The organism is Bifidobacterium sp. A11, from assembly GCF_000499185.1.
Lineage (GTDB): Bacteria > Actinomycetota > Actinomycetes > Actinomycetales > Bifidobacteriaceae > Bombiscardovia > Bombiscardovia mizhiensis.
The window spans coordinates 207,383-224,388 of sequence record NZ_AWUO01000002.1 but is presented as its reverse complement, the minus strand read 5'-3'; the positions used below and the strand labels follow the sequence as shown (position 1 = coordinate 224,388).

9 protein-coding genes are annotated in these 17,006 nt (G+C 56.0%); 3 read left to right on the top strand and 6 right to left on the bottom strand.

The window, feature by feature from the left end:
- Positions 1–1,299: 1,299 nt before the first annotated feature.
- Both P273_RS0103525 and P273_RS09770 read left to right on the top strand, forming a co-directional pair.
- A complete protein-coding gene (locus tag P273_RS0103525; RefSeq protein WP_029676100.1) occupies positions 1,300–2,247 on the top strand; it encodes a ParA family protein in 948 nt (315 codons plus the stop codon).
- A gap of 4 nt (positions 2,248–2,251) precedes the next feature.
- The gene (locus tag P273_RS09770) at positions 2,252–3,847 is read left to right on the top strand and encodes a ParB/RepB/Spo0J family partition protein (RefSeq protein WP_081709239.1); all 1,596 of its coding nucleotides are present in this window, start codon (positions 2,252–2,254) and stop codon (positions 3,845–3,847) included.
- 766 nt (positions 3,848–4,613) lie between these two features.
- Here the strand turns inward: P273_RS09770 and trxB are convergent.
- A complete protein-coding gene (gene trxB, locus P273_RS0103515) occupies positions 4,614–5,558 on the bottom strand; it encodes a thioredoxin-disulfide reductase (protein WP_024627106.1) in 945 nt (314 codons plus the stop codon).
- A gap of 109 nt (positions 5,559–5,667) precedes the next feature.
- On the opposite strand from trxB, the gene P273_RS0103510 reads away from it, so the two are divergent.
- Complete coding sequence (locus P273_RS0103510) at positions 5,668–6,018, top strand: hypothetical protein (RefSeq protein WP_024627105.1); 351 nt, start codon at positions 5,668–5,670, stop codon at positions 6,016–6,018.
- A gap of 1,124 nt (positions 6,019–7,142) precedes the next feature.
- Here P273_RS0103510 and P273_RS09220 read toward each other — a convergent pair.
- From P273_RS09220 to P273_RS0103485, 5 genes are all read right to left on the bottom strand, one after another.
- Positions 7,143–8,357 (bottom strand): D-alanine--D-alanine ligase, encoded by a 1,215-nt coding sequence (locus tag P273_RS09220; RefSeq protein ID WP_024627104.1) that lies wholly within the window; start codon positions 8,355–8,357, stop codon positions 7,143–7,145.
- Between the two features lie 3 nt (positions 8,358–8,360).
- Positions 8,361–9,644 carry a PLP-dependent aminotransferase family protein gene (locus tag P273_RS0103500; protein ID WP_024627103.1) on the bottom strand — a complete coding sequence of 428 codons (1,284 nt, stop codon included), beginning with the start codon at positions 9,642–9,644 and terminating at the stop codon, positions 8,361–8,363.
- A 240-nt stretch (positions 9,645–9,884) separates the two neighbouring features.
- Entirely contained in the window at positions 9,885–14,105 is a 4,221-nt protein-coding gene (locus P273_RS09500; RefSeq protein WP_051354106.1) for a murein biosynthesis integral membrane protein MurJ, read from the bottom strand.
- Positions 14,102–16,315, bottom strand: coding sequence for a DUF6049 family protein (locus P273_RS0103490; RefSeq protein WP_051354105.1), 2,214 nt, complete (start codon positions 16,313–16,315; stop codon positions 14,102–14,104). The genes P273_RS09500 and P273_RS0103490 overlap by 4 nt, the downstream gene beginning before the upstream one ends.
- On the bottom strand, positions 16,312–16,980 hold the full coding sequence (locus tag P273_RS0103485; RefSeq protein ID WP_024627100.1) for an NUDIX hydrolase: 669 nt from the start codon (positions 16,978–16,980) through the stop codon (positions 16,312–16,314). The genes P273_RS0103490 and P273_RS0103485 overlap by 4 nt, the downstream gene beginning before the upstream one ends.
- Between the last annotated feature and the right edge of the window lie 26 nt (positions 16,981–17,006).

The window sequence follows — 17,006 nt, the reverse complement described above, 5'->3', positions numbered from 1 at the left end:
ATCTTTGCAAATATATAAGTGAGTGCTTGATTAATCGGTTAATACAACCAGAAGTAATTTCTAAATCGGTTTCAACGCTGACTATGCCTTTTTGATGTCGGGTATGGAGGGATATGGAGGGATATGGAGGGATAGCTGAATTGAGCACAAGAGGCCATCCCCCGTTTCTAGTGCGTGCACTAAAGATAGTTTCACGTGAAACATTGCGTAATCAACATCTGTTTTAGTGTGTGGCATGTTGCGCGCTTCGCTACTTATAGTGTTACAGATTCACTCATTCACAAAGAGCCGAGGGTATGTTATATACGAGTAAGTCCACACAAGACGGCTATATCCTGCAGCATCTTGTATCTGACATTATTCTGCCCTGCTACTCTGAGTGGATGACTCCTAACTAGAGATCAGATGCAATGTTTCACGTGAAACCATTGACATGGAATTCAATAATCTTGATCACGGGTAATTGAGTATAAATGAAAGGGAATCACGATATCCTCTATGTTTTGATTAGGAATGGTCCTTGAACTTTATTTTAGCTATTTGCTTTCAACCATATTCTCATGAAGTATAGTGGAACACCTATCAGTATATTGATGCCAGCTGCTTAACAATGTAACAGCTTAAATTCATAATTTTGCGACCAGCGCTGTCTGCTCAATACGTGGTAGTCCTTGCTTGCGCATAAACCTCCTTAGAATACACAGTGGGCAGAACTGTGACACCGAACTGTGTAGGCTAACGAGCAATAACGAGATGGAACTTCCTGAACAATTGAGATGTTTCACGTGAAACACTATCTTGCAGTACAGTTGTATAAGGATTTGTCTATGAGTTTAATTAGACATTTGTAGCAGTCTTATTAAGACTTCTCAGTAGGTGGACTAATCATTGATAATAACCATGAATAGAGCTTCGTGCTGATGAGGCGTAGTTAATTTATTGATTCGCGGTTTTTTAAGTTATGCACAATTGAGACCTGACAGATGAATTATCCACATTGTGTTTTGTGGGTCATGATGTGGTGCAGGAAGCGGCAGAATTGCCAATAATCACAAGGCAAAGCTAATAATTTAAGGGGAGGGTCGGTGACAGATCCGGTATTGGACCTATCCACACTTATCCACAGTTATGAACAGTGACTGTGTGTAACTAGCGATTGGTTCTGACATGTCCAACTAGGACGGGAAAATTGATTTGTTATCAAAAGGAGGATGGTTCGTGACCGCATCGAAGAAGGTGAAACCCGTTTCGAGAAATACCTCGGATATCGGTGAGCAAGGTACGCCGAACGCATCAGGTATGGAGTCGGCAACGGATATTCTGAATCGAATATTCGCTGACGGGACAGGTTCGGTGTCAGGTGCGGAAATGGCAGATCTTTCTGCACGCTATCAGGCTTTACGCCAGGCTGAATTCCCTCATCCTTCAAAAACTCGCTTCATTGCCGTTGCAAATCAAAAGGGCGGGGTAGGGAAGACCACAACTACAGTTAATTTGGCATGCGCCTTTGCTGAATTCAATCAGCGTGTGTTGGTCATCGATATGGATCCACAAGGCAACGCTTCTACTGCATTGGGAGTAGCTCATGAGTCCGGGACTCCATCAACGTATGATGTACTTGAAGGCCGTCTTGGGATTGACGACGTTAAGGTAGTTTCCCCTGAATTCCCCAATCTTGAGGTTGTCCCATCTTCCATTGACTTAAGTGGAGCTGAGCTGGAAGTTGCGGATATGCCCAACCGCAATCAGCTAATGAAAAAAGCAGTTGCTGACTATCTTAAAGTCTGCCATCAGCATTATGACTATGTTCTCGTTGATTGCCCACCTAGTCTCGGATTGCTAGTTCTGAACGCCATGTGTTCAGTCAATGAGGTATTGATCCCAGTACAAGCTGAATACTATGCGCTTGAAGGACTGCAACAGCTACTGCATACCATAGGGCTTGTTCAGCAAAGCTATAATCCCTACCTTGTAATCTCGACAATGTTGTTGACGATGTACGATAGGCGAACACTGTTAAGCAAAGAAGTGTTTGATCAGGTCAAGGAACATTATCCAGAGATAGTGCTTAATACGACCATTCCGCGTTCAGTCAAAATCTCTGAAGCTCCCAGCTTCCGGCAAAGCGTTGTCACCTACGACCCTAAAGGAGCCGGCGCTATTGCTTATGAGGAGGCAGCGTTAGAAATCGCCCAGAGATCCAACCAGGTACTGGAACATATTGCTAATAGAAGACAGGGGGAGTGAGGACATGACAAGCCGTTCACGGTTAGGCAAGGGCTTGGGGGCTCTATTCCCCGCTTTGCCAGGTGAAGATGATGAAAACAATGCTGACAATAATAGTCGGCGACAAGATAATAAAGTACCAAATTCAAGCAATAAGCAGCCGATTTTTCAAGGTTTGGGTGCGGAATCAAATGGACAAAAGCGCCTAGAGAAGGACGACACAACAAAAGGCAAGGCAAAATCAGAAAGAAGTACTCAGCATTCGGATCGTGCTGGCTCAGAGCTAGCGGATTCAGCAAAGTCCTCTAAGAGTGGTCGTAAACGTACCAACGCAGGACAAAAGCGAGTCAGTATTTCCAAGTCAATCGCCGACGATGTTTCACGTGAAACATTAACGTCGAAGAGGACCACCAAGCGTCGGTCTGTTCCCTCCATCAGCAGCTTGGAACACCCTAGTGATTTATTCTTTGGCCCTACGACGACGAATGTTTCACGTGAAACATCGTCGATGATGAAATCGAGTGATGCTGTCGACGATAGGACAAAAGAGGCTCGGCAAAGCGTTAACCGTGCAGTTCCTGCTGGCAATGATACTGAGCTAAATAAGGCAGAAGGCAATACCCAAGAGAAGCTGGAACCCGTCCAAGGCGGGTACTTGGCTGAAGTGCGTGTGGACGATATTAGGCCCAACGCACAGCAACCGAGACAGATCTTCGATGAAGATGAACTGTTGGAGCTGTCCCGCTCCATCAAGGAAGTTGGTGTATTGCAGCCGATAGTGGTGCGAAGATCGACTCTTGCAGACTATCCAAGAACAACTGGAGATAAAACAACCTCAGTTGTCAGCGCAGGCAGTAAATCAAAAGCTGTTGACGCTAAGACCGGTGAAGAGCGATCGGGACAGCTTTTAAACCAGAGAGACGTGAATCTGCGGCAAACAACTCATTATGAAATAATAATGGGTGAGCGTCGTTGGCGTGCTACTAGGTTGGCTGGCCTAGATACCATACCTGCAATTGTTAAAACGACGAGCGATGACACCATGTTGCGTGATGCCTTGCTCGAGAATCTCCATAGAGTAGCTCTTAATCCTTTGGAAGAAGCAGCAGCTTATCAGCAAATGATCGATGAGTTCGGCTTGACTCAGGACGGTTTGTCTAAGTCAATTTCTAAGTCCAGACCTCAGATCACCAACACGCTTCGCTTGTTGAAGTTACCCCCCAGTGTTCAGAAAAAAGTCAGCTCAGGTGTGTTGTCAGCTGGACATGCCCGCGCCTTGCTTACTTTACCGGATGAAAAGTCCATGACTGCTTTGGCAGACAAGATCATCGCTGAAGGATTGTCGGTAAGATCTACCGAGGAACTTGTGGCCTTGCAGACCGGACAGGCGAAGAAGAAAGCAAAAAAGCCTAGAGTAAACGCCTGGGCCGATAGTCCTGTACGCCAGGACCTGGAAAGTCACTTTGATACGAAGGTGGCTATTAAGGGGACTAAAAAGCACGGGAAAATAGAAATCGTATTTTCTTCGCCTGAAGATATGGACCGTATTGTTGGCATTCTCTTGGAGAAGGATCAATCCCCAAATAATGGCAATCGTTCGGGCGATAAAGGCTGGGTTTGATCCTATTCTCAGAATGCGACTGCAGGGGTTGCTTAACCAAACCCTGCCGATAAGGCGAGCGATTGCTTCATAGCCCAAACAGGTCCCGTATGAGCTGATGAGCAATCGCTGCATTTGTCTTAAGACCAGAATGATTAAACCATCATTAGTAAGTGCCAGTCACTGTCCAGATATATCTGTGCTGAAAGGCTGTGCGCAATATACCTATGTTGGCAGACTGTTCGGTTCTGAATAACTGCTAACTGATCAGCCAAGTCGTGTTGTCGGTTAACTACATCCGGTCCGATCGGTATCTCAACTGGTTAGCTGTCATGGGTGGATGAGTGCGCCCAAGTGTGGGGTATGTGGTGAGTCGTTGACTAAGCTGGCTATCTAGTTGGGCGTACTGGAGTGGTTGCTTATGTCTGTGCTGTGTGCCGGCTAAGAGGTAAGTCTCCGCTTAGATGTGGTTCTAGAGGAAGCAAGGTTCCTTTCCTGGCAGGGAAGTAGCATATCTAAGCTAGCCAAGGTCTGTAGGATTTTCGACGTGGCGTTGGGGGGGGGGTGGGGTTCTGTAATGTCTCCTTAGCAGAGAGTAGTTATATCAGCAGGAGACGATAGAAAAAGCTGTAGGGTCAGTGATGTTTCTGTTGAGCGGGCTATTTCGTCGTAACCAATAGACAATTAAGAGCAACTGAATAGGCTGCTGAAATAGTCGATAAACGAAGTGCCTGGCAATCTTAAACTGCCAGGCACATAAATTCTTGTTTGCAGGGCGTATCAGGTCTTAACGGTTATCCAAACTCGTAAGATACTCTTGGGCATCCAAGGCTGCACGGCAACCCATGCCAGCAGCAGAGATGGCCTGACGATAGACTTTGTCGGTTACGTCACCAGCGGCAAAGACTCCGGGTGTGGAGGTCTTGGTTGAACCGCCCTTGACCAGGATATAGCCGTCCTGATCCAGGTCGACTTGTCCATTAAAGAAAGCGGTCTGGGGGGTGAATCCGATGGCAACAAAAACTCCATTTGCTGGAATATTTGACTGCTGGCCAGTTGCTGTGTTGCGCACATCCAAAGAGGTTACACCGCTACCGTCACCGTTGATCTGCGTGACGACCGAATCGAGAAGGAAGTTGATCTTGTCATTGGCCTTGGCTCGGTCCACCATGATTTTTGAAGCGCGGAAGCCTTGGCGACGGTGAATCAAGGTGACAGAAGAACCGAAACGGGTCAGAAAGTCTGCGTCACTCATGGCAGAGTCGCCGCCGCCAACGACCACAATCGGCTTATTCTTGAAGAAAAATCCGTCACATGTGGCGCAGTAGGAAACACCTCGCCCAGAAAACTCGCGCTCTCCAGGAATCTCCAATTTTCGATATTGCGAACCAGTGGTGATAACGACTGCTCGAGTTTGGTATTCTTCACCGCCATCGGTAGTGATCCGTTTGATGTCTCCACTCAAGTCAACTGAGACAACATCGTCGTACTCGATCTGAGCACCAAAATGTTCGGCCTGCTCACGCATCTGATCCATCAGATCCGGGCCCAATACCGCTTTTGGGAATCCAGGGAAATTCTCTACCTCTGTGGTGTTCATAAGCTGACCGCCGGGCGTTAGGGCTCCAGCAATCACAAGTGGAGCATATCCGGCTCTGCCAAGATAAATGGCGGCCGTGTAACCTGCTGGTCCGGACCCTATAACAATGGCATCATGAACAGTTTGCTTCATAACGCTACTGTATCCATGCAGGATGACCGGGTCACACGCGGTGGGCGAAAAGGGCGCTACTTATCTCACAGTAGGTCTGTTTCTGACAGAAGCAGGTTATTCTTAAACTATGGAGAAAACCGTGATAGTGGCCATCGTAACCAATCTTGGGACGATTCTGGTGCTGATCTGGTTTATGCTCCGAGTTGATCGGTTACTGCGGGAGCATCCTAGTCATCAAACAGATGATAAGAGTGAGGATGACAGCTGGCATAGCTGGCATTTTTGGAATCCTCCAAGCTCTGATGACAATGAAGACGAGTTGGACGCAGATTCTCCGGTAACAGATAAAAACCTTGTCGCTGATGATGACATGTCAGTTAGGTCTACCGACCGGTATGCATCCTCAACTCAGGAAGAACTTGGTGAAAGTTCCTCGCGCGGATCGAACAAGAGCGAGGAAAGCAGCAGAGATGAGTAAGGCATATTGAGCAAGGCCGAGGACTGCCCAATTGTAGTAGGGTACGGTTTTAATCGCTTGTTTGATCTTATGAAGTATGGCCTTTGAACAAGGATGGATCCCCTTGGATATATTAATCCACTGATTTGCAGAGTATCTATGGGCATTTATCTATGAGTCCTAGAGTGCGTGGGGTGAGCAAACCGCGTCAGCAAGATGGCTTAATAAATGAAATCTGATCGGAAGATGTGTTCTCAGCGATGAGGAAGGACAAATAGGGGTAAATGAACCGGGATAACTATGCCGGTGACCGAATGATAATTTGCAGGTGAAGACTCAACCCTCGCTCGAAGTTCTTGCTGGCACAGTTGAAGTGGCTCGATTCTTGATGACGTAAAAGCAGTAAAGCATACATGCGATTACGCGTACTTTGATGAAATAACTTGGTATAACATCTTCAGCAAAATGAGGCAGAAGTCGTAGTGATTGCAATCCTGCGAGAGTTGTCTTTATTTTCGTTCGACCATATCTTTATTCGACTCGCACTTTTAACGTGCAGGATTCGCTGTCGGCCGTAGACCGTTATACCGTTTGGGGCTCTCGCTGGAGTCATGCCGTAATTTGATCACCCCAGAATGTTTCACGTGAAACATTGGATATCAACTGTGTTTGCATTCAAGGGTGTGGACGAATACGACGGTTTACAGTGAGTTGGATCTCGGAGGATGACCAGTCATTGCAGCATCGGCAATCCATTGGTCTGCGTCGCTTTTGCAAGTCGGGTTGGTCGACAACATAAAAACCGTGATCTGACTGAACATGCTCTTCGATCAATGTCGGCTTTGGCTGAGTAGCAAAAGAGAAGTGGAGAGTATGGCAGAGGTGGGGAGCTGGACATATCGAATAAAGGGCAGGAAATAACCGATGATGAGTGGCGAACAATGAACCACTGCCATTGTATGGCTGGGAAAGAATGCTAATGAGAATCTGGTGCCCGCCCTGTATGCTATCTGCTGCGCCTGTATTGCAATCGGCGTATATTGCAGATCCGCCTGACGCATATTGTACAAATTGCACATCATGCATCAGGCGGACCTTGTACGTGCTAGCCGAACGATAGGCAGAACCAGAGGGGCTTTAAGGTCTCAATCGGTTCGCTTTTGATTCAAAACTGATTGAACCAATGCCGTGTATAGCTCTGGCAGATTGTAGCCAGCGGCCTGGGCTGACTGTGGCAGAAGCGATGTGTCCGTCATACCGGGCGCCACATTGGACTCCAGGAATTGCGGCTGACCTTGGGCATCAACGATGAAATCAGTTCGTGAAATATCGCGGAGCCCCAGAGCCCGGTGAGCGGTCAGTGCGGCATCGCTGACAGCCTGTGTGGTCTTGGCATCCAGTCGGGCTGGAACATAGAACTCTGTCGGGCCAGGTGTGGAACGAGCCTCGAAGTCGTAGGTGCCTGAGGGAGTCCAGATTTCAAGCGGAGGCAGAACCAGGGGGTGTCCGTCAAACTCAAGGATGGACACAGAGACCTCGGTGCCCGTGACAGCCTGTTCAATCAGGGCTACATCACCGTAGGCAAAGCAATTGATCAGCGCCTGAGTGAGCTGGCTCTGTTCAGTCACCATGGTGCAACCCATGGCTGAGCCACCCATGGTGGGTTTGATGAAGAGTGGAAGTCCCAGCGAACCTAGAAGCATATCGATAACGGGTTCGACACCCAGCTCGCGGAACATGGACTCCGGCAGCGTCACGGAATGCGGTGTGTGCAATCCGGCCATGCGGACGACGTTCTTGGCGATGGGCTTGCTCCAGGCGGTCCGGGAGGCCTTGGCCCGGGATCCGATGTAAGGCAATCCGGCCATTTCCAAGACGTCACGGATGGAACCGTCCTCGCCGTTGGCGCCATGCAGCAAAGGCCAGACCAGATCAGGGCGGGTCGACTCGTCGGTCAGGTAGGGAAGGAGCGAGCCATCCATGTCGTGGACGTGGACTGTCCACCCGGCCTCCTCCAGGAATCCCTGAACTCGATGACCCGAGCTGATGGAGACATCGCGCTCATGGCTGAGGCCACCACAGATCACCAGAAGCGACTTATCTGCACGTTTGGTGGCCTTGCTGGCCAGGGAGGTGACATCGTCCATGGTGACTGGCGTGGCCTCACGGATGGAGCGATGTGAGGTCCGCCTGGCTTTTTTGGCCACTTCGCTGGCACCTGTGGCTGAAGTGGTGGTCGCAGTGCTGGTCGGGCTTGCGGCCGTGGTCATCTTCATGCTCGCGGTTGTCTTGGCCTTGCTGGTTGCCACGGTTTTGCCGCCGGTCTGTTGCCGAGGTGTCTTGCTGTGCTTGGCCGCCATGATTCAGCCCCTTTTCTTGTCGTTGTCAGGCTCGAACAGCCGGACGGTGGCGAGTTCGTTCTCGATGACTGTGGACAGTCTGCGTATTCCTTCTCGGATCCGATCGGGAGTGGGGTAGCAGAAGGACAGGCGCATATGATCCGCGCCCTCCCCGTTATCGTAGAAGGCTGTGCCTGACACGTAAGCCACCTTGGCGGTGATCGCTCTGGGCAGCATGTCCTTGGCGTTGAGCCCCTGGGGTATCTTCAGCCAGATGTAGAAGCCACCCTTGGGCTTCAGCCATGAGCAGTAGGGCAAATATTCCTTCAAAGCCTCGTCCATGGCATCGCAGCGTTCCTTGTACATTCCCCGGTAATCGTTGATCTGCGATTTCCAGTCGAAGTTGTCCAGATAGGTGGTGATGGTCATCTGGCTCATGTTGGAAGGACAAAGGATGGCTGACTCGTTGGCCAGAACCAGCTTCTGTCGGATGCCAGGGGGCGCAACCATCCAGGCCACGCGCATGCCCGGGGCGATGATCTTGGAGAAGCTACTGAGATAGACAATGCCCTCGGAATCGTAAGAGCGCAGGGCCGGATAGGTCTGGCCGTCGAAGGCCAGTAGTCCATAAGGATTGTCCTCGACAATAAGCACATGGTACTTTCTGGCGATCTCGATAACTCGCGGCCGCCGCTCGACACTCATGGTGGCGCCGGCGGGATTGTGGAAGTTGGGCACGGTGTAGAGGAACTTGACCGCTTTGCCTTGACGGCGCTGCTCAAGAATGGTCTCTTCCAGAGCCTCGGGAATCAGTCCGTCTCCGTCCATGGCCACGTTGACCACATCGACCTGAAAGGACTGGAAGACGCCCAGAGCGCCCACATAGTTGGGTGCCTCAGCCAGCACCACATCGCCGGGGTCGCACATGATTCTTGTGATCAGGTCCAGTCCCGACTGGGAGCCGTTGACGATGACCACGTCATCCGGCTGGACGTCCTTGATGCCTTCCAGCTCCATGATGGGCAGCACGTCCTCGCGCAGATGGGGATCGCCCTGTGCTGACCCATACTGCCAGGCCACCTGGCCCTTGCTCCGCAGCATGTCGCCAAGCTGGTCGGCCAGTTTATCGAAAGGCATCCGGCCCAGGTAGGGCATGCCGCCGGCCAGAGAGACCACCTCGGGTCGATTGGCGACAGCGAAGAGGGCGCGAATTTCGGAGGCGCGCATCTGCTCGGCTCGTGCTGCATAGGAGCTATACCAAGGATCGTTCTTGATGACCTTGGGTGCGATATTGGGATCATCCGCCATGACTGACTTCCGCCTTCCTGCCGCCGTTGTCTAAGGAAACTGTATTACCTGCAAGGGCTTTGTTGGAGGAAAAATCCAACACATTACCATTTCGGTACACCCATGGTCGGAACCCCGCCTGGGATTCCTTCCCATTTTCCAGGAACTTTCAATCCTAGCTGCTTTGAGGATCGGCAACAGCAAGACAGCAGCAAGAATGGACAGCCAAGTGTTCCAGCCAGGGACGTGTGGAGGACCTGCTTAGAAGGCCTGGACGGACGTGAAGCGTAGGGAGTTGCCCGGCATGCCGTCCATGGGCACCCAGACGACCAGATCCTGGGTCGTGACCGGCTCACGCAGGGTGACCTGGGTGGTGCCCGAGGGATCGAAGCTGAAGTCGGCCAGCGGCTGCCCCTGGTTGGGCTGGGCTGCTGTGGAGTTCGCGTAGATCTGGGCATGGCCGCCGCTCTGAGGCATGACGATGGTCAGGCGGGAGACTTCCTCCGGTTTGGTCAGGTGCATGTACCATCCGAAGCCCTGCAGGCCGGCGGGCTTGTTCAGGAAGAGCTGCCGATCCGACTGATAGGCTGTGGTGTTCTTGGGCTTGGGCGGATTGGGAACCTTCTTGGCCACCTTGTCAGCATGGCTGACCTTGTCGGTCCCGGCCTTGGCCTTGCCGTTGGTCCTGGCCTTGCCATTGTTGGAAGTCGTCGCCTCCTCGTCCCCATCAGTCCCACCGGGGAAGGGGACGTTGGACATGACCGGCCAACCGCCCTCCTCCTTGCCGACCTTGGGTCGGGAGCCGGAGATGGTCGAGATCGCCCACACCAAGGCCACTACGATGATTGCGGCCGCTACGGCAATGACTACGGAACGAGTCGTGAAACGACCGAATAGACGCGTGTCGGCCATGTCTGTCTCGTCATCCAGATCCTCGTCTTGGCTATCGTCCGGAAGTTCCGAATAGGTCACCGGCGCTGGCATGGAGTGAATTTCGGGCGTGAAGCTGGGGGGCAGAGGCTCCATGACCGTGGTCTGCTGCTCTTCTTCGTCAAAATCGCGCTTCTTGGAGGATCGGGGCGCTCGTTCGGCATCCTGATTCGAGTGGTCATTCTGCCGCTCTTCGTATGTCTGATCGGTCGAGCCGCTGGCCACGCGCGCATGGGTCCTGTCGTGTGCCTCGGCGTCATCCTCGCGCCGGGCATGTGTACTCTGTGGGACGGTCTGTGAGGCGGTCCGGCTGGATGCTGCCCTGGCCTGACGACCGCCGGTCTCATCGCTTTTCTCGTTGCTGGACTTGTCGAAGTCCCACTGGGTGAAGCCGCGCTCCACGGGGTTGTCTGCGGTCACGCCGCTGCCGCTGATGGCCTCGGGCGGCCGATGCTGATCGTCTCCCACGGTCGGCATCCGCCCGGTCACTGCCCTGGACTCCTCGTCATTCAAGGCAGCGGGCCTGGCAGTCGTCGTCCTGAGTGCGCTCACATCCATGGCCGCGGTCTTGCGGGAGCGGCTGCTCAAGGAGCGCAGCCGTTGACGTTCGTCGAAGAGCGAGAAGAGGTCGGTGTCCGTGTCTTCGGGATTGAGCATCTCGATTTCGCTCCGGCCGGGGAAGAGCAGTTGGTTGGTCTTCCAGTGCGGCTCATTATGGGTCACAGTCTGTGCGGCAGGCAGGGCTGAGGAGGTCAGCCCATCGGGCAGGGGCAGTACATCCTTGGGATCCACCGGTCTCAGAGCCACGGTCTCGATGGAGGCGCGGCCGTCCATCTCAGGCCAGATCAGATCACTGTCGGTCAGCTCCTCGGGAGGGATCCAGGGACTGAGCAGTGCCGACAGCTCGGCCAGGGTGACCAGGGGCACCGGCTTGGCCCCTTGATCATCAGTCAGTCCCAGTCCGCGCATGCAGATGATCCTGAACTCCCCGGGTGTGTGTTTGGGGAGCGCTTGCAGGCTGGGCTGTCGTCCGTCTTGGTCGGGTCGGCGGGTCAGCATGGCGTAGAGCACGCCAGCCAGTTCGCGTATGGCATGCTCCTCGTCAGCCAATCCCGTCTCGTTCGGGACTGACGGGTGCGCGATCATAGGCGAGATGGGGGCATCGGCCAGGGTGATAGAGGCCGGCGCCAGCCTGATGGTACTGGTTGAGACTGCATAGTCGACCATGCCGGCGGCATGCAGGGTGCGCATGGCCTCGGTGACCTCACCCATGATGGTGCCTATGGCCCGGTCGCTCAACGTCTCGCCGGCGGGCCCGTGCATGTAGTCCCTCAGGGACATGCCGGCATCGGGAGCGGTGACGATCAGGGAGACCCCATCCCTGGTGTGCAGCTGGTAGACCGGAGTGAATCGGCGGTCCTTGCTCAGCGCCAGGCCGGAGGCGTTGACGTTGATCAGATCCGTGCAGGTCGAATCGCCGGCGATAAAGAGCTGGCAGTCCCTGTCCAGCACCTTGTCCTTGGCCCGCCAGACGCTCAAGCCGTTGGCACGGCGGAGCAGGGTGACCAAGGTGTATCTGCCGAGGATGGTGTCTCCGATATGCGCGTTCATGCTTGCCGAGCTCTCATCAGAAGTGGGGCGTCGCCCGTAGTTGGCGACGCCGTGGTGGACCGTGCTGTTCCTAGGCTCAATCCTAACGGGTTGCGGGGCCGGAGGGGCCGGAGGGGGCCCGGCTGTCGCGGATTCTCCATCAGTGCCATGCTCGCGGGTCTCTTCGAAGTTCTCCAGAGCCGCGTCCATGCCAGGCTGGGTGGAATCAGGAGAGGAGGAGTGCACCACCCTGACCGAGCGGTCGGCCAGCCGGGAGGGCCGTCCGTCCAAGGCGTCTAGGCTGCGGACAGGATGTCGGGCCGTCCTGCCTAGACGGCGGGCCAGGTCGATCATGAGCTGGGTGAATTCCTCGGTGCGTAGCGCAACCAGGGTCACGGCGTAGATGGCCGCTGTCAGCAGGGTGATGACCACGCAGATAAAGAGCGCCTGTACCCAGCTCATGTGGCCCTGCCGGTCCTGGACCCAGGCACCGACCAGGCGGGTCAGCGGAGTCTTGACCGTCAGGGAGGCCGCCAGTGCCAGACCCGCCGCTAGGAAAGCCTTGGCGTAGGTGCCAAGGATGCGTCGGCCATCCAAATATCCCTGGAAGGGCCTGCGCAGCATGCCCGCCAGCATGGGGAAGCTGAGGATGTTGCTCAAGGACAGGCTGAGTCCCACCAGGGCCGCCCAATAACGGGGAGGGGCCAGGCGGATGGATGCCAGGACCAACACCACCTGGATAGTGTTGGAGACGGCCGCGAAGATGAAGGGATGCCGTCCGTCCTCGAAGGCGTAGAAGGTGCGCTGAATGAGCAGGAAGGCGCTCATGGGCACCAGCCCCAGGGATAGACCTATCAGGGGTCCCGAGATCAGGACTGCCTCGTGGACGCCCACGGAGGGCAGCAGGGCACGGGTGATGGGCACAGGAATGGCCAGCATGACCGCAGTGAAAAAGAACATCATCAGCCCGACATTGCGCAGGGCCTGGCTCAGATCCTCGCGGGCATCCCCAATGCGGCCGTCCGAAACCGCCTTGGACAACTTGGGGAAGATGGCCGTGCTGACGGAAACGGCCACCAGGGAGTATGGCAGGATGAAGAGGGTGTAGGCGTTCTGGTAGGAGCCGTTGCCGGCGATGTCCAAGGGGTTGCCCTCCAGGGGGGCGCCATTGTTGATGCGGGCGTTGATCACGTTGGCCAGCTGGTCGATGACCACCACACCCATGCTCCAGGCCGCCACCGATCCCATGGATCGCAGGCCGATGCCCCGCAGACCCCAGCGCGGTCGATAGCGGAAGCCGCTCATGATCAGGGGGATGAAGAGGACCAGCGCTTGGAAGGCCACTCCCAGGGTCCAGGCTCCGGCGGTCAGGGCCACCTTGCCGTTGTCCCAGAAACCCACCGGCTGACTGCGGGCGTTGCCGAACAGAAGAATGAAGACCAGGAAGCCAAGGCAGCTGATCAGATTGGCGCCCACCGAGCTCCAGGCGTATGCGGTGAACCGGCCCTTGGCGGCCAGGATCTGACCAAGTACCGTGTAGAGCCCGTAGAAGAAGACCTGGGGCATGCACCAGAGGGTGAAGGAGTTGGCCAGAGCGCGCTGTGCGGGGTTCCACTTGGAGTTCAGATAGATGGTGGTCAGCACCGGGGTGCCCAGCATCAGCAGCAGGGTCAGCAGGGCCAGGAGAACCATGGCGACGGTGATCAGCTTGTTCAGCCGGTCAGCCGCGTCCCTCTCCTTGAGGGTGCGTACGATCTGCGGGACCAGGACGGCGTTGAAGATGCCACCCGAGATCAGGGTGAACATGACCTGGGGGATCATGGCGCCGGTCTGGTAGGCGTCGGCTGCGATCCCGGTGGTGCCGATGGCGGCTGCCAGCAGGATGGTGCGGATCTGACCGGTCACCCGGGAGGCCGCGGTGCCCGTGGCCATGATGGCGGAGTTGCGCCCTACGGAGCTCATTCGTCCGGGTCCTTCGTGCGGTGGAACTGCCGCCAGAGCCCCAGGAGCCCAAGGAGCACGGCGAAGACAATGATGAGCAGGCCGCTCATGTCGCTCAGGCGCAGATTGCTGGTGATCTGAGCCCGGCGCATCTGACCGAAGGGACGGCCCTGGCTGTCCAGCAGGCCGATGTCCACGTTGGCCCTGCCGGCAGTCGCCACTCTGACCTTAAAGGTCACTTGGGCCTCGGATCGGGCGGGAATGACCACATCCGCCAGGCGCGAGGTGACGATCTCCATGGAGTCGGTTCGTGCGCTGATGCGGGCGTGGACCGGGTAGGGATGGCTGTTGCTGACGGTGACGGGCATGGAGGCCGTCTCGCTGACCACGTTCAGGGACTCGCTGGGCGTGATGCTGATGCCGTCCAGGAGCCGGTGGGATATGGCGCCGGCCTGATCGGCCAGGCCGGCGGCGGCTGGGGTTCCGCCCAGGGACTTCAGGGCTAGATCATCGTGGGCTGTGGTCAGTCGGTTCAGCCACTGGTGTGGATCCTTGGGCTGGCGGGCGGTGGTGTCAGCATCCTGTCGGGCCAAGGCCTGGCTGTCGGCCTTGCCGGCCGTGGCGCTGGCAGAGGGCTGGGCGGTCTGCTGATCGTCGGCCAGAATGGAGGAGGCGAACCGGTCGATGTCCGCCCTGCTGGCGATCAGGGAGTCCAAGGTGGCTGCCGAGCTGTCACCATGTTTGGCGCCGCCCTGACCGTCATCGGCTTCGAGGGCCTTGAGCAGGCCAGATGAGCCGCCGGTGAAGTCGGGTGCTCGCATCAGATTGTCCATGGGTTCCAGGTGGATCCAGGGAGCGTGCTCCAGCTCGGTCATGATCCTGTCCGCATGCTGAGTGTCCTGATCGGCATCGAAGCAGACCATAAGGGAGCGCTCGGCGTAGGGCTGTTCCATCTGATAGAAGGCGCTCTGGGCCATGAAGCGTGCCGTCTGCCCCGCCTGGGTCTGCTCCCCGGTGGCCCGCGTGGAGCTGGGGTTGCCCCTGGCCAGGTTGCTGAGTTCGCGCTGGGCCGACAGGACGGTCACCTGTCCGGCCTGGGTGTCGATGGTGTACTTGCCGGTGTGAGCGGAGGTGCCGGCTCCTACCTCGAAGCCCTGCGGGGCAATGACCGTCTGGTAGCCGGCGCGGCGGGCTGCAGCGATGGATTCCATGGTCCACTCCTGCCTGCCCTGCCAGGCGTATGTGCCGGAAGCGGCATCAGTATAGAGCTTGGTTGCAGTCTGGGCGCTCCAGGACTCGGGGGTGACTCCGGCCTTGGCATAGCGATCCTGGTTCTGGGAGGCGTATCCGGTGATGTCGAAGTCGGCTGGCTGGATCAGCCCCTGGATCTTGGGACGGTTGGTGAAGGCGGACAGGTAGACCGGATCGCCCAAGGCCTGCAGGGCCCCGTGCTTAGCCAGCAGCTGACTCTGATCTTCCTGGCGGCGGCTCCCTTGACGGGTCAGTGTCACGCTCTGGTCTTCATCCTTGCCCGGGTCTGACTCGGATTCGGTACCTGGCTGGGTCATCAGCGCTGTCATGGCCTTGTCGTCAATGTTCCAGTCCGAGGAGATCAGCGGCATGACCATGGTCAGAGACAGTGCAGGGGTGCCAGCAGTGGGCAGTCCATCCCATGTCCGGGTTAGAAAGGTGAACACGTCGCCCAGAACCCGATTCTGACCGTCGCTTAGGGAAAGCCGGATGGGTTTGGGCCCCCAGCTGGTCATCTTCTTGATCGCGCCTTGATCAGCCGGCAGATTGACTGCAACCTCAGTGCTCTGCCCGGCCGGGATTGTCGGTACGGTCTGTGTAGCCAGCACGTCCGGGGTGGGGATGCGGGCGTGGCCTTCGGACCAGGCCTGCATGTCGGCCCGGGAGCTGAAGGAGTACAGGGCACTGGTGGACACGCTCAGATGGGCATTTTCCATAGGCTGGTTCGCGGTGTTGGTCACCGTAGCGCGCAGGGCATAACCGGATTTGTCAGTCACCACAGGCGTCGACCAGCGCAGAGCCACCTCGGCCGAGTTCTGATGATTGGGGGCAGCCAGTGCCGGTGTTGGTAGCCAGGGAGTTATCACCAGGGCTAGCAGGAGGACGATCGCCGGCAGGATTCGAGCCCACCCGGCCCATCGATTGAAGGCATGGGTGCGCTGGCTGGTGCGCCCGCTCGGGCGCAGGGGGGTCTGGATCATGGCTGTTTTTTGTACTTCCTCGCGTAGAGCCAGGCTATTTTACGCTCATTAGGATAACTGAGCACCGAGGTCAGGTCGGAAAAGTCCACCCAGATGGCATCTTCGGCCTCGTGATCAGGGTCGCCCTCCACGCTCAGGGATCCGCCGATCATCCGCAGGACGAAATGGTGGACCAGCTTGTGGACCCGTTGGTTGGTTCCGGTGAACCAGTAGTCGATGGTGGCGATGGAGTCGGTCACCCTGCCCAGTATCCCCGTCTCCTCGTGGACCTCGCGCACGGCCGTCTGCTCGGGTGTTTCCCCCTTCTCTATATGCCCCTTGGGCAGACACCATTCCAGGTGGCCCGAGCGGGAATGCCGGGCGATGATGGCCACCCGGTCATGCCGGTCGAAGATCAGCCCACCCGCCGAATATTCGCGCACCACAGGCAGATCCTGGGCATCCAGGGAGGCGAAAGTGGAAGGACCGGAAGCGTGTTTGTGCCGGGGCATGAGGGCAGGCGTGGGAGCATCATCCTCGGTCTGTATGCGCTCGCGAACCTGCGGATCCAGGCGTTCGCTTACAGTCTCCACTAGGTGGTCCCGCCCCTGCTGTCCGCGGGCATGGGTGCCCGCAGAGTCGGCGCTATGTGCAAGCATGCGCGCCATGTCCGCGGGCGTAATCATACTCCAACTCTACGTAAGGTAATGTG